The 12,953-nt window shown below is 65.1% G+C and carries 10 protein-coding genes and 1 tRNA gene; 2 read left to right on the top strand and 9 right to left on the bottom strand.

Features of this window, described 5'->3' with window-relative positions; genetic code table 11:
* Positions 1–4 precede the first annotated feature (4 nt).
* From BKX93_RS11000 to BKX93_RS10970, 7 genes are all read right to left on the bottom strand, one after another.
* The gene (locus BKX93_RS11000) at positions 5–913 is read right to left on the bottom strand and encodes a VirK/YbjX family protein (RefSeq protein ID WP_021477980.1); all 909 of its coding nucleotides are present in this window, start codon (positions 911–913) and stop codon (positions 5–7) included.
* A 124-nt stretch (positions 914–1,037) separates the two neighbouring features.
* Positions 1,038–2,630 (bottom strand): ArnT family glycosyltransferase, encoded by a 1,593-nt coding sequence (locus tag BKX93_RS10995; protein WP_083340510.1) that lies wholly within the window; start codon positions 2,628–2,630, stop codon positions 1,038–1,040.
* Positions 2,631–2,661: 31 nt separating this feature from the next.
* Complete coding sequence (locus BKX93_RS10990; protein WP_021475037.1) at positions 2,662–2,913, bottom strand: PhaM family polyhydroxyalkanoate granule multifunctional regulatory protein; 252 nt, start codon at positions 2,911–2,913, stop codon at positions 2,662–2,664.
* A 72-nt stretch (positions 2,914–2,985) separates the two neighbouring features.
* Positions 2,986–5,271, bottom strand: coding sequence for an NADP-dependent malic enzyme (locus tag BKX93_RS10985; protein WP_046168187.1), 2,286 nt, complete (start codon positions 5,269–5,271; stop codon positions 2,986–2,988).
* Between the two features lie 155 nt (positions 5,272–5,426).
* Positions 5,427–6,755: a TRAP transporter large permease gene (locus BKX93_RS10980; RefSeq protein WP_046158629.1), complete on the bottom strand. Its 1,329-nt coding sequence runs from the start codon at positions 6,753–6,755 to the stop codon at positions 5,427–5,429.
* Positions 6,752–7,342 carry a TRAP transporter small permease gene (locus BKX93_RS10975; protein WP_046158628.1) on the bottom strand — a complete coding sequence of 197 codons (591 nt, stop codon included), beginning with the start codon at positions 7,340–7,342 and terminating at the stop codon, positions 6,752–6,754. Before BKX93_RS10975 ends, BKX93_RS10980 begins: the two co-directional genes overlap by 4 nt.
* Positions 7,343–7,405: 63 nt before the next feature.
* Positions 7,406–8,410: a TRAP transporter substrate-binding protein gene (locus tag BKX93_RS10970; protein ID WP_046168186.1), complete on the bottom strand. Its 1,005-nt coding sequence runs from the start codon at positions 8,408–8,410 to the stop codon at positions 7,406–7,408.
* 183 nt (positions 8,411–8,593) lie between these two features.
* Between BKX93_RS10970 and BKX93_RS10965 the strand changes: the two genes are divergently transcribed.
* Both BKX93_RS10965 and BKX93_RS10960 read left to right on the top strand, forming a co-directional pair.
* A complete protein-coding gene (locus tag BKX93_RS10965) occupies positions 8,594–10,885 on the top strand; it encodes a PAS domain-containing sensor histidine kinase (RefSeq protein WP_070979798.1) in 2,292 nt (763 codons plus the stop codon).
* A 49-nt stretch (positions 10,886–10,934) separates the two neighbouring features.
* A tRNA-Ala gene (locus tag BKX93_RS10960) sits at positions 10,935–11,010 on the top strand.
* 69 nt (positions 11,011–11,079) lie between these two features.
* On the opposite strand, the gene BKX93_RS10955 is transcribed toward BKX93_RS10960, so the two are convergent.
* Both BKX93_RS10955 and BKX93_RS25120 read right to left on the bottom strand, forming a co-directional pair.
* The gene (locus tag BKX93_RS10955) at positions 11,080–12,786 is read right to left on the bottom strand and encodes an amidase (RefSeq protein ID WP_070979796.1); all 1,707 of its coding nucleotides are present in this window, start codon (positions 12,784–12,786) and stop codon (positions 11,080–11,082) included.
* Positions 12,783–12,947: a hypothetical protein gene (locus BKX93_RS25120; RefSeq protein ID WP_186009521.1), complete on the bottom strand. Its 165-nt coding sequence runs from the start codon at positions 12,945–12,947 to the stop codon at positions 12,783–12,785. The genes BKX93_RS10955 and BKX93_RS25120 overlap by 4 nt, the downstream gene beginning before the upstream one ends.
* Positions 12,948–12,953 lie beyond the last annotated feature (6 nt).

The following is a 12,953-nucleotide window of genomic DNA, read 5'->3' as shown; positions in this document are numbered from 1 at the left end:
GATTTCAAACGGCGGCCAGAGCCTGGGCGGTGAGATCGTCCAGCAGGTTGTAGCGGCGCTGGTATTCCGAACGCTTCTTGCTGGCGATGTCGGTCATCGCCTTGCGCGGCAGCGTCAGCGGGATGCGGTAGAAGCGCAGTTTGTCGTCCGCGGCCTCGGCTTCCATGGTTTGCCAGAAGCTGTCGTAGTCGGCGAAGAAATGCCGGCGATAGCGCCAGGAGCTGTAGATGTGCTCCCTGTTGCCGACTGCCAGAATCTCGTCCGCGCCGATCTTGCGCGCCAGCGCGGTCAGCGCTTCCATCGCCAGCCGTTTCGGGAACAGGCCGTGGGCGGCCTTGGTCGCCAGCTGCACCTGCTCCGCGCCGTAGGGTTTGCGCGGGCCTTGCAGGCCGCCGATCACTATCGCCATCTTGTCGCCGCGGCGGGTCAGCGTGAAGGTCAGCGTGGCCAGCGGCACTTGTTCCGCGTCGCAAACCTGCAGCGACATTTCCCCTTCCTTGTCGAAGTTGTGCTGATGCGTGAGCAGCAGCAGCAGGCGGCAGTCGTTCTTGCCGGCGATATCGGCCAGGCGCAGCGGCGCGCTGGACAGCAACTGGGCGCGGATGTCGGCGGAGAAGCGCTGCTCCAGCAGCTGGTAGTGCGCGCATAGCGCCTCCAGCTTGCCGCGGCATCCCAGCGAGCGGTACAGGTAGGGGCGGTGGAGCTTGCTGGCCAGCCGTGGATTGCGGCGCAGATAGGTCAATAGCGTCTGCGACTGGCGGAAGGTATCCAGCCAGCGCAAGGTCCACGGCAGAGTCAGCATGCCGCGGAAGACGAATTTGAAGCGGTTCTTGCCTTGATCGAAACCGTCGCGCCGGGAGAACTCACCCGTCGCCAGCGACCAGAACAAATCCACGGAGTTTGTGACAGTCATGCAATACCTCATCCTTGGGAATGTCAGGATAAGATAAATTTGCACAAGAATTTGTTAATAGTTATGTGGGACAGTGTGACGGAATGTGACGCAGGATAGCGCTGTCATGATGAAAAATGCCAATTCATCTCAGGCTATACAAGCGGAAGCGTTCCTTGTGGTCGCCCGGCCGCTGGAAAACGTAGACGGGATACAATTTGTCGTAGGGCGGCGGCATCTGGTCGTGCAGGGTTTGCAGCAGCAGCCAGCGGCAGCGGCCGGCGCCGCCTCCGGCTTCCAGGCGTTGCGTGCGCAGGCCCGCATAGTATTCCAGCAAGGCGCGCTGGGGCTCGCCCAGGCCCAGGCTGGCGACGCAGTCTCCGGGCCGGATCAGGGCAGCCGGTCCGGGTTTCAGCGCGGCGAAGGCTTCGCGGTAGCGCATGCCATGGTCCAGCGCCGGCAGCCATAGCATGGCCATGCCGCACCAGAGCAGGGTCAGGCCCACGCTCCAGCGCCAGATCAGGCGATAACCGTCGACCAGCGGTTGCCGCCAGCACCAGGCGAGCAGCGCCGAGGCGGCGGCGAACAGCAGCCAGCGCCCAGGCTGAAACTGGGGCGTCCAGCCATGGAAGCGTCTGCCCAGCCATTCCCGCGCGGGATGGATGTCCAGGGGGAAGCTCAGCGCGGCGGCGCAGAGCAGCATATAGGCGGTCAGCGCGCACAGCAGCAGCGCCAGCGCGATGTTGAGCCAGCGCGGGGGGCGGCCGAAGCCGCGCAGCCCGGCCATGGCCAGCAGCGCCAGCGGCGGCAGCAGCGGCAGCGCGTACAGTTCGCGGGCGTCGGCCGCCGAGGCCAGCACCGCCAGCGTGCAGCCGGCCACCGCCAGCGGCGGCAGGATGGCGGGCCAGTCCTGCCGCGCGCGCGCGGCGCGCCATAGCGCGAACAGCGCCAAAGGCCAGGTCGGCAGCGCGTACCAGGGCAGGGTCAGTCCGTAGAAGCCGCGCGCGGCGCGCGGCCCCAGGTGGACGGTGCCGCGGAAGCGGCCGAAATTATTGGCGTCCAGCCAGAGATGAAACAGCTCGGGGCTGCGCTGGTACAGGCTGGCCATCCACCACAGCGGCAGCGGCAGCGCGGCGGCCAGCGCGATGGCGAGGGTTTTCAGGTAGGCGGGCCGGCGGTAGTCGCGATGCGCGAGCAGCGCCAGCGCGGCGGCTGCCAGACAGCCCGGGCCTAGCAGGCCCTTGCTGAGGAAGGCGATGGCGGCGCCGGCGCCCAGCATCAGCCCGGCGGATAGCGGGCGGATCAACGCCAGGCTCAATCCCGCCAATCCCCAGCAGAAGCCGGCCAGCAGCGCGGTGTCGGTGATCAGTTGATGGGCGCGCAGCGGCAGGCCCACGGTGCCGATCAGCAGCACCAGCGCCCAGCGGCCATGCCCGGGGCCGAACAGGCCGCGCGCGGCGGTGGCCAGCCCCAGCCAGGCGATCAGGTTCCAGAGGCCGGTGGCCAGCCGGGCGGCGTCGGGGGCGCCCAGCCAGCCTTCGAGCAGGCGCATGGTCCAGGCGGCGCTGATGAAGAACAACGGCGGCTTTTCCATGAAGGGTTCGCCGGCGAGTTCGGGAACCACCCAGTCGCCGCTGGCGGCGATATGGCGCACCAAGCCGAAGGTGTAGGCTTCGTCAGGCTTCCAGGGTTCGTGGCCGACCAGGCCCGGCAGCAGCCACAGCAGGCACAGCGCCAAAAGCGGCGTCCAGCGTGGCGGGGCTGGGGGCTCAGCCAATGGGCGGGTCTTTCGGCCGCATCGAGTGCAAGGCGGCTTTCTGCATTTCCAGCGTCTTGATCTGCATCGCCAGCACGCCCATGTTCATGGTCAGCCAGCCTTCCACCACTTTCAGCTCGGCCAGCTTGCGGTCGATCTCCTCTTCCGACATCGGCGGCAGGAAGGCCTGCATGCCGGGCGGCGTGGCTTGTTGCCAGAACTGGCGGAACAGGGCGAACGGGTCGTTGTGGTTTTCTTGGCTCATCGACATTTTCCTGCAATGAAAAACGGGCAAGCGATGCTTGCCCGTTCAGTATAAGACGCCTGAGACGCCGGATCAGCCCTGTTGTGCCGCAACCTGGGCATCGACCGAGGCCAGCGCCACCATGTTGACGATGCGGCGCACCGACGAGATCGGGGTCAGGATGTGAGCCGGCTTGGCCATGCCCATCAGGATCGGGCCGATGGTCACGCCGTCGGACGCCGACACGCGCAGCAGGTTGTAGCTGATGTTGGCGGCTTCCACGTTAGGCATGATCAACAGGTTGGCCGAGCCCTTCAGCGTGGAATCCGGCATCGCCTGTTGGCGGATGCTTTCCACCAGCGCGGCGTCGCCCTGCATTTCGCCGTCGATTTCCAGCTCCGGCTGAGCCTCGCGGATCAGGTCGAAGGCGGCGCGCATCTTCTGCGACGACGCGGTGTTCAGCGCGCCGAAGCTGGAGTTGGACAGCAGCGCGGCCTTCGGCTGGATGCCGAAGCGCTGGATGGACTCGGACGCCATCTTGGTGATGGACGACAGCTGCTCGGCGTTCGGCTCGGCGTTGACGTAGGTGTCGGTGATGAAGATATTGCCGGTCGGCAGGATCAGCGCGTTCATCGCGCTGGCCACCTTGTCTTCATTGGCGTAGCCGAGCACGTTCTCCAGGATGTCGAAGTGCTGGCGGTACGGGCCGTAGGTGCCGCAGATCAGCGCGTCGGCGTCGCCGCGGCGCACCATCATCGCGCCGATCAGCGTGGTGTTGCCGATCACGCGGCGGCGGGCCTGTTCCTGCGACACGCCCTTGCGCTTCATCAGCTGGTAGTAGTCCTGCCAGTAGGTGTTGAAGCGCGGGTCGGACTCGTTGTTGACCAGTTCGAAGTCGACGCCCGGGCGCAGTTTCAGGCCCAGTTTCTCGATGCGCTTCTCGATCACGCTGGGGCGGCCCACCAGGATCGGCTTGGCCAGGCCCTGGGTGACGATTTCCTGGGTGGCGTGCAGCACGCGCTCGTCCTCGCCCTCGGTCAGCACCACGCGCTTCGGGTCCTTCTTGGCCTGGGCGAACACCGGCTTCATGAACAAGTTGGTCTTGTACACGAACTGGGCCAGTTGGTCGGCGTAGGCGTCGAAATCTTCGATCGGACGGGTGGCGACGCCGGAATCCATCGCGGCCTTGGCCACGGCCGGGGCGATCTTGACGATCAGGCGCGGATCGAACGGCTTGGGAATCACGTATTCGGGGCCGAAGGACAGTTCCTGGTCGCCGTAGGCGGTGGCCACCACGTCGTTTTGCTCGGCCATCGCCAGATCGGCGATCGCGCGCACGGTGGCCAGCTTCATCTCTTCATTGATGGTGGTGGCGCCCACGTCCAGCGCGCCGCGGAAGATGAAGGGGAAGCACAGCACGTTGTTGACCTGGTTCGGGAAGTCCGAGCGGCCGGTGCCGATGATGGCGTCCGGGCGCACTTCCTTGACCAGCGGCGGCAGGATTTCCGGTTCCGGGTTGGCCATGGCCAGGATCAGCGGATCGCGGGCCATGGACTTGACCATGTCTTGCGACACCAGGCGCGGGCCGGACAGGCCCATGAAGATGTCGGAGCCGGCCATCGCGTCGGCCAGCTTGCGCCAGCCGTTGTCCTTGATGGCGTAACGCAGCTTGGACTCGTCCAGCTTCTCGTCGCGGCCGATGAAGACCACGCCCTTGGAGTCGCAGATGGTGATGTTTTCGCGCTTCACGCCCAGCGCCACCAGCAGGTCCAGGCAGGCGATGGCGGCGGCGCCGGCGCCGGAGGCCACCACGCGCACTTCGCCGATTTCCTTCTTCACCAGGCGCAGGCCGTTCAGCACCGCGGCGGCGGCGACGATGGCGGTGCCGTGCTGGTCGTCGTGGAACACCGGGATGCCCATGCGCTCGCGGCACTTCTTCTCGATGTAGAAGCACTCCGGCGCCTTGATGTCTTCCAGGTTGATGCCGCCGAAGGTCGGCTCCAGCGAGCAGATGATGTCCACCAGCTTGTCAGGATCCAGCTCGTTGACTTCGATGTCGAACACGTCGATGCCGGCGAATTTTTTGAACAATACGCCTTTGCCTTCCATCACCGGCTTGCTGGCCAGCGCGCCGATGTTGCCCAGGCCCAGCACCGCGGTGCCGTTGGAGATCACGGCCACCAAGTTGCCGCGCGCGGTGTACTTGTAGGCGTTGAGCGGGTCTTCGACGATGGCGTCGCACGGGGCGGCCACGCCGGGGGAGTAGGCCAGTGCCAGATCGCGCTGGGTGGTCAGCGGCTTGGTCGGGGCAACCTGAATCTTGCCCGGTGTCGGGAACTGGTGAAACTCCAGTGCGCTTTGGCGCAATTGCTCGTCCATTCGCAGGCTCCTGATTGAGAGATGTTCTTTTATGTTGGTAAGGGAGAATCAGCCTCGCATTATAAGACTTATGCCAGGCCCGGGCTATGCCGTGTCGGACAAAAGCCGCGACGGGCAAAGCCCATCGCGGCGGCATGTCGTCTGACGCGGGAAGCTCAATTCATCATGCCGAGCATCCGCGGCAGCCACAGCGAGATTTCCGGGATGAAGGTGACGGCCAGCAGGAAGCCCAGCATGGTCAGCAGCCACGGCCACACCGCCACCGTCAGCTCGGTGATCCCCATCTTGGTGATCCCAGACGCGACGTAAAGGTTCAATCCCACCGGTGGATGGCACATGCCTACTTCCATGTTGACCGCGATCAGTATGCCGAAGTGCACCGGGTTGACGCCCAGCTTCACCGCCACCGGATACAGGATGGGCGCCATGATCAGCACGATGGCCGACGGGTCCATGAAGTTGCCGGCCGCCAGCAGCAGGATGTTGGTCAGCAGCAGGAAGGCGACGATGCCGAAGCCCTGGCTGGCCATCCAGGCCGCCATGGTCTGCGGAATCTGCTCGGACGCCATCAGGAAGGAAAACAGCACCGCGTTGGTGATGATGTAGAGCAGCATCGCGCTCATCGACGCGGCGTTGATCAGCACCTTGGGCACGTCCGGCAGCTTCATGTCCTTGTAGACGAACACCGCGATCACGAAGGCGTACACCGCGGCCATCGCCGCCGCCTCGGTGGGGGTGAATACCCCGCTGTAGATGCCGCCTATCACCAGCACGATCAGCAGCAGGCCCCACACGCAGTCGCGGAACGCGCTCCAGCGCTCGCCCCAGCTGGCCTTGGGCAGGCGCGGATAGTCGAACTTCTTGGCGCGGAACCAGGTGGTCATGCCCAATAGAAAGGACAGGCACAGGCCGGGCAGCACGCCGGCAATGAACAACTGGCCGACCGAGGCGGTGGAGACCGCGTTGCCATCCGGGCCGGTGACGCTCATGCCGGCGGTGGCGATGCTGAACATCACCAGGTTGATCGACGGCGGAAACAGGATGCCCAGCGCGCCGGAAGTGGTGATCACGCCGGCGCCGAAGCGGGCCGGATAGCCCTGTTTCAGCATCGCCGGCAGGATGATGGAGCCGACGGCGACGACGGTGGCGACCGAGGAGCCGGTGATGGCGGCGAACAAGGCGCAGGACACCACGCCGGCGAGGCCGAGGCCGCCGTACCAGTGGCCGACCAGGGTGGTGGCGAAGCGTATCATCCGCCGCGCCACGCCGCCGTGCATCAGGAAGTTGCCGGCCAGGATGAAGAAGGGGATCGCCATGATCTCGAACTTCTCGATGCCGGTGAACAGCTTGAGCGCGACGGAGGTGATCGGCACGTCGGTCATGGTGAACAGGAAGGTGAGGACGGTCAGGCCCAGCGAGATGGAGATCGGCATGCCGGTCAGCATCAGCGCCAGCAGCAGGCCGAAGATGATCAGGGCGCTCATGGACGGCCTCCGTGATGCATGTCGTGCGGGTGAAGGTTGTCCAGCGTGTCGTCGCCTTCGATGCCGTCGACGTGGCCGTGGTCATGCTTGGGCAGATTGCCGGTCTTGACGAAGTTCCAGGCCACCTGCAGGAAGCGGAAGCACATCAGCGTGGAGCCGGCCGGGATGGCCAGATAGACCAGCCACATCGGCGCTTCCAGGTCGGGCGAGGTCTGGTCGGTGTGGGCGATGTTCCAGACGAAATCGCCGCCCATCACGGCGACGGCGCCGGTGAATAGCGCGCCGGCCAGGAGGCCGAATACGATGAAGCGGCCGCGGGTTTTGTCGGGCAGCCGGTTGATCAGCACGTCGACGCCGACGTGGATGCCGGTGCGCACGCCGTAGGCGGCGCCGAACTTGGCCATCCAGACGAACAGGTAGACGGTGAGTTCTTGCGCCCACGCCAGATTGATGTGGGCGAGATAGGGTTGAAGAGCGGGAATGCCAGAGCCGTAGCGGTGCAGCACGGCTACGAAAGTGATCAGGGTGGCGGCACCCATCAGACAGGCAATCATCCACTCCTCGAGGCGGTCGAGGAATTTCAGCATGGCGGGATTTCCTATGCGCGCAGCGCAGCCGCGCATCGGACGATGCGCGGCCGTCGGCCTATGTTACTTGCCGGGGTTGAAACCGGTTTCTTTATAAATCTGCTTTAGCAGATCGGGACCGATGCGGGAAGCCATTTTCTGGTGCACCGGCAGCAGCGCTTTCTTGAACGCGTCGCGCTCCTGCGGCGTGGGGACGTAGACCTTGGTCTTGCCGGACGCCTTGATCGCCGCCACGGCCTTGTCGTTTTCTTCCTTGGCGATCTTGTTGGCGTAGACGGTGGCGTCCTGCACCGCGCTGTCCAGCTGGGCGCGGACGTCGGCCGGCAAACCGTCCCAGAACTTCTTGTTGACGATCAGCGCGTAGCCGAGGAAGCCGTGCTGGGTCAGCGTCAGGTTCTTCTGCACCTCGTAGGCCTTGCTGGTGTACAGGTTGGACGCTTCCAGCTCGGTGCCGTCCACCACGCCGGTCTGCAGCGCCTGGTAGACCTCGGAGAAGGCCATCACCTGGGGCAACGCGCCCAGGGTGCGCATTTCTTCCTCCAGCACCTTGGACGACTGGATGCGGATCTTCATGCCCTTGATGTCGGCCGGGGACTTGATCGGCTTGTTGGCCGAGAAATTCTTGAAGCCGTTGTCCCAGTAGGCCAGGCCCTTGATGCCCTTGCCCTCCAGCTTGCCCAGCAATTGCTTGCCGAGCGGACCGTGCATCACCTTGTTGACCTGGTCGTAGTTGTCGAACACATAGGGCAGGTCGAAGACTTCGAACTCCTTCACGCCCAGCGGGCCGAACTTGGCCAGGCTGGGGGCCAGCATCTGTACCGCGCCCAGCTGCAGCGCCTCCAGCTCTTCCTTATCCTTGTACAACTGGCTGTTGGGGTAAACCTGGACCTTCACCTTGCCGTGGGTGCGTTGTTCGGCCAGCTTCTTGAAGTATTCGGCGGCTTTGCCCTTGGGGGTGTCCGGCGACACCACGTGGCTGAATTTGATGACGATCTCGCCGGCAGCCTGGGCGAATCCGGAGAGGGCGAGGCTGGCGCAGACGGCCAGCGCTGCATGCTTCAGTTTCATGTAGGGATCTCCATCCATTTGTAGCGTTGTAGTGTCAGACCCGGCTTATGCCGGTTGTTGTTGTCGATAAAGTAGAAGCTCTAGGGTGGTTTGGCCATTAGGGAATTCCAGAACATGGGCATGTCCCCCGCCGATGCGCGGGCGCGGTATGATCGGCGGAGTGTCATTGTCCGGTTGTCCGCCATGCCCCCATCCCACTCCCGCATCCGCCGCATTCCCCATCAGCTGTGGCTGGGCGCCAGCCTGGCCTTGCTGGCGCTGCTGCTGGCCTTGTGCAGCCTCAGCTATCTGGTGTACCGCGACTGGCGGGACGAGCAGCAGGACAATCTGATTCAGGAAGTGCTGTGGCTGGAGCAGTCGCTGCGCATGCACTTGGAGGCGCATCAGGAATGGGGCGACGCGCTGGCGCGGGACATCGCCGCCGGCAAGGTGGACAGCCGGCGCTTCGCCCAGCTGGCGGCGTTCTACCTGCGCGAGAATCCGGAACTGGTGACGCTGGAAAGAATCGGCATCGACCGCCAGGTGGAATGGGACCCGCACGGCCTGCGTCGCGACGAGCGGCAGTTGGGGCTGCCGGAGTACGACGCGATGTGGCGCGCCGGACGCCTGCTGCGCAACAGTTACGGCGCGCCCTACCAGGGGCAGGACGGCAAGTACCGCTTCGACCTGGCGATTCCCATCGTCCATGACGGCCGGCTGTTGGGCGGGCTGCGCTTGTCCTATCAGCTGGACGCGCTGCTGTACCACCAGGTGCCGTGGTGGATCGCCTCCAAGAACTACATCAGCATCATCGATCTGGGCGGCAAGACGCTGGCGCAGAAGTTCGACGCCGCCGAGCAGCCGGGCAACATCTCGCACCAGACCAGCTTCGATCCGCCCGGTTACGGCCTCTACCTGCGCGCGGTCAGTTACCGCAGCGGCCTGGGCCTGACGCTGCCGGTGCTGACGGTGGTGATCGCGCTGCTGCTGCTGACCCTGCTGTACGCGGTGTGGCGCATCCGCCGCCACATGCGCGAGCGCCTGCTGGCTGAACAGCGGCTGGCCAAGGAGGTGTCGCTAAGGCAGGCGATAGAGGATTCGATGAAAAGCGGCCTGGTGGCGATCGGCCTGGAGGGAGAGATCGTCCGCGTCAACCGCGCCTTCTGCGACATGCTGGGCTTCGCGCCGGAGGAGCTGGTGGGCAGCCACCCGCCGCATCCGTTCTGGCCGGCCGACCAGCACGGCGTGCTGTCCGACGCGATGGACGCCGTGCGCGACAACCGCCAGCCGGAGCAGGGCTTCGAGCTGACCTTGATGCGCAAGCGCGGCGACACCTTGGTGGTAAGGCTGTTCGCCACGCCGTTGGTGGAGGAGGACGGCGGCCAGCGCGGCTGGATCGCCTCTATGTTCGACATCACCGAGCGCCAGCGCCAGCGCAAGGAAATGGACGCCGCCCACAGCCGCTTCCTCACCGTGCTGAATGGTCTGGCCGCCGGGGTGTGCGTGGTGGATGAAGGCAGCGCCCAGCTGCTGTACGCCAATCCCGGCTTCGCCGAATTGTGGCAAGTGGGCGATGCCGACGCGCCGTGCTGCGTGTTGCTGCCGGGCTTGAAGGCCGGCGAGGGAGAGGATATCGGCCAGGAGTTCATCGTCACCGGCGAACGCTGCCTGCTGATCCGCCGCCGCCGCATCGAATGGGTGAACGGCGAGGCGGCCTGGCTGGCGATACTCAGCGACGTCACCGCCGACCGCCGGCGCGAAGAGCGCGAGCAGGCGCAGCAGGAGCGCTTTCAGAACACCGCCAGGCTGATCGCGATGGGTGAGATGGCGTCCACGCTGGCGCATGAGCTGAACCAGCCGCTGACCGCGATCCACACCTACGCCGCCGGCGTCAGCCGCCGCCTGCCGGAAGAGCTGGCGCTGCCGGCCGGCGTGCGCGACGCCATCCACGCCATCGCCGAGCAATCCCGGCGCGCGGCGCAGATCGTCAGCAGCATCCGCGCCTTCGTCAAAAAGCACGAGCCGCAACTGGAGCGGGTGGACCCGGCGCGGGTGGTGCAGCGCGCGCTGGGCCTGGCCGAGCCGCTGGCCGCCAAGAACGCCGTAGGACTGCAGCTGGCAGCCGACCGCCGCCCCTGCCGGGTGGACATGGACCCGGTGCTGATCGAGCAGGTGCTGCTCAATCTGATGAAGAACGCGATCGAGGCGCTGGTGGAGGCGGGCACGCCGCGCCCGGGGGTGGAGCTGCACACCTGCGTGGAAAACGGCAAATGGCGGGTGGAGGTGGTGGACAACGGTCCCGGTCTGGCCGCCGGCATGCAGGACAACCTGTTCACGCCGTTCTACTCCACCAAGCCGGAGGGGATGGGCATCGGCCTCAATATCTGCCGCTCCATCGTGGAATTCCACCGCGGCGAATTCGGCGCCGTCAGCAGTCGGGAAGGCGGCTGCGTATTCTGGTTCAGCCTGCCGCTGGCCGGCGCGGAAGAGGGGTGAGGCAGGGGCTGGCCAAGCGAAATGCCGTTGTGCTAGGATGCTTTGCGATGGGCCGATAGCTCAGTTGGGAGAGCGCTGCGTTCGCAATGCAGAGGTCGGGAGTTCGATCCTCCTTCGGTCCACCAGAATTCATGCGACGGGAAGCATAAGTTGGCCGAAACGGCCAGCTTATGTTTCGCGTTTCTAGCTACTGCTCATTGACCTAGCGGCGGTGTGCGCGGCGGGATAATGCGCTTGTTGCCGGTGGCTTCAAATGCGCCAGCGAAGCGCAGCAGCGCGTTGTCATCATAGGCGCGCCCGGCAAAAGTCAGCCCCACCGGCATGCCGATATCGGCCATCACCCCCATCGGTACGGTAACCGTCGGGACGCCAAGATGGCGGATGGCGAGGTTGCCATTGGCTACCCAGATGCCGTTGCTCCAGGCGATGTCGGCGGAGCTCGGATTGACGTCCGCATCAGCCGGGCCGACGTCGGCCACGGTGGGGAACAGCACCGCGTCCAGCTTCAGCGCATCCATCCAGTCTTCCAGATCCAGCTTGCGGGTCATTTCCAGACCATGCAGACCATCCGGCACGCTTTCAATCCGGTCATAGGGCTTGAGGCCCCGCTTGGCCATGTTGACGTATTCGTCCATGCCGGCGGCCAGATCGCCTTCGCGGTTGGGCAAGGTGCCCGGATCGTGCGGGAAGATCTTCGGACCATCCGCGTCAGCCAGTTTGCTGAGCTTGGGGTCGCCGTTGGCGCGCAGGAACTCATCGAAAGCCCAGCCGGACAGCTCCCACAGCTCGTCATTGAGGAACTCAGGCGAGACGATGCCGCGGTTGAATACGGTGGGCGCGCCGGGACGATCGCCTTCGCAGTTGGAAACCAGCGGAAAATCCACTTCGATGACTTCGGCTCCGGCGGCTTCCAGCGCCTGACGCGCGGCTTCCCAGAGATCGATCACCGACGCGCGGGTATGGATGCGCTGTCCGGTCGGGCCGCCGATGCCAGGCGTCTCGCTGGTGCCGGCCAGCTCGTCCTTGTTGATGTACATGCGTGGTATGCCAAAGCGCTTGCCTTTGAGCATGTCGGGCTGAGCCAGCAGGCCGGGATAGGAATCTGGCCGGACCTCGGAGGCTTTGGGAATCTTCACCCACGGCTGCAGGCGCCATAGGTCGCCACGGCTGATCGGGTCGTCCGCGACGATGACGTCGAGCACTTCGAGCAAGTCCGCCATGGTGCGGGCGTACGGCACGACAACGTCCATGGTCGGTGTCAATGGCCAGTTGCCGCGTACCGAGATGACCCCGCGGGACGGCGTGTAGGCGCACAGGCCATTGTTCGAGGCCGGGCCGCGGCCACTCGACCAGGTCTCCTCAGCCATGCCGAAGGCGGCGAAGCTGGCGGCCGTAGCGGTGCCGGCGCCATTGGAAGAGCCGGAGGCGAACGGCGCCGTCAGGTAGTTGGCGTTGTAGGGGCTTTCGGCGCGACCGTAGCAGCCGCGCTGCATGCCGCCATTGGCCATGGGCGGCATATTGGTCTTGCCCAGGCAGATGGCGCCGGCTGCGCGCAGGCGCGCGATGGTGAAGGCATCGTGTTGGGCTACCAGATCCTTGAACGCCGGGCTGCCTGAAGCGGCGGTCAGCCCCTTCACCAGATAGCTGTCCTTGGCGGTATAGGGGATGCCGTCCAGCGGGCTTAGCGTTTCGCCGCGGGCGCGACGGGCATCGGATGCCTCGGCTTCCTGGATCGCATCCGGATTGCGCACCACCACCGCATTGAGCCTGGTCTCCGTCGCGGGGCCATCGTAGGCCTCTATCCGGGCCAGATAGGCCTTGACCAGTTCAACCGCTGTCGTACGCCCGGATTCGAGCGCCGCGCGCAGCTCGGCAATGGATAGCTCGGTAACCTCGATCATGCTACTACCTCCACTAAGAAGACGGATTTCACGCCCATCGCGGTGACCGTTTCCTGCAGGCGCAGGCGGGTCAGCGTGCTCAGAACCTGTTCAAAGTCTGCTGCGCTTCGGCGATACGGCGTTGAAAACAAGCTAAAAATGCTCATGTACAACTTGTACATTCCGCT

It is taken from the genome of Chromobacterium vaccinii, from assembly GCF_001855275.1.
In the GTDB taxonomy this organism is placed as follows: domain Bacteria; phylum Pseudomonadota; class Gammaproteobacteria; order Burkholderiales; family Chromobacteriaceae; genus Chromobacterium; species Chromobacterium vaccinii.
This window is presented reverse-complemented; position numbering and strand designations above follow the sequence as displayed.

What these genes read in the sequence shown, in the direction of transcription:
- BKX93_RS10955 (WP_070979796.1), bottom strand. Translation starts at nt 12,786, where the DNA reads ATGATCGAGGTTACCGAGCTATCCATTGCCGAGCTGCGCGCGGCGCTC.
- BKX93_RS11000 (WP_021477980.1), bottom strand. Translation starts at nt 913, where the DNA reads ATGACTGTCACAAACTCCGTGGATTTGTTCTGGTCGCTGGCGACGGGT.
- BKX93_RS25120 (WP_186009521.1), bottom strand. Translation starts at nt 12,947, where the DNA reads ATGTACAAGTTGTACATGAGCATTTTTAGCTTGTTTTCAACGCCGTAT.
- BKX93_RS10985 (WP_046168187.1), bottom strand. Translation starts at nt 5,271, where the DNA reads ATGGACGAGCAATTGCGCCAAAGCGCACTGGAGTTTCACCAGTTCCCG.
- BKX93_RS10965 (WP_070979798.1), top strand. Translation starts at nt 8,594, where the DNA reads ATGCCCCCATCCCACTCCCGCATCCGCCGCATTCCCCATCAGCTGTGG.
- BKX93_RS10990 (WP_021475037.1), bottom strand. Translation starts at nt 2,913, where the DNA reads ATGAGCCAAGAAAACCACAACGACCCGTTCGCCCTGTTCCGCCAGTTC.
- BKX93_RS10980 (WP_046158629.1), bottom strand. Translation starts at nt 6,755, where the DNA reads ATGAGCGCCCTGATCATCTTCGGCCTGCTGCTGGCGCTGATGCTGACC.
- BKX93_RS10975 (WP_046158628.1), bottom strand. Translation starts at nt 7,342, where the DNA reads ATGCTGAAATTCCTCGACCGCCTCGAGGAGTGGATGATTGCCTGTCTG.
- BKX93_RS10970 (WP_046168186.1), bottom strand. Translation starts at nt 8,410, where the DNA reads ATGAAACTGAAGCATGCAGCGCTGGCCGTCTGCGCCAGCCTCGCCCTC.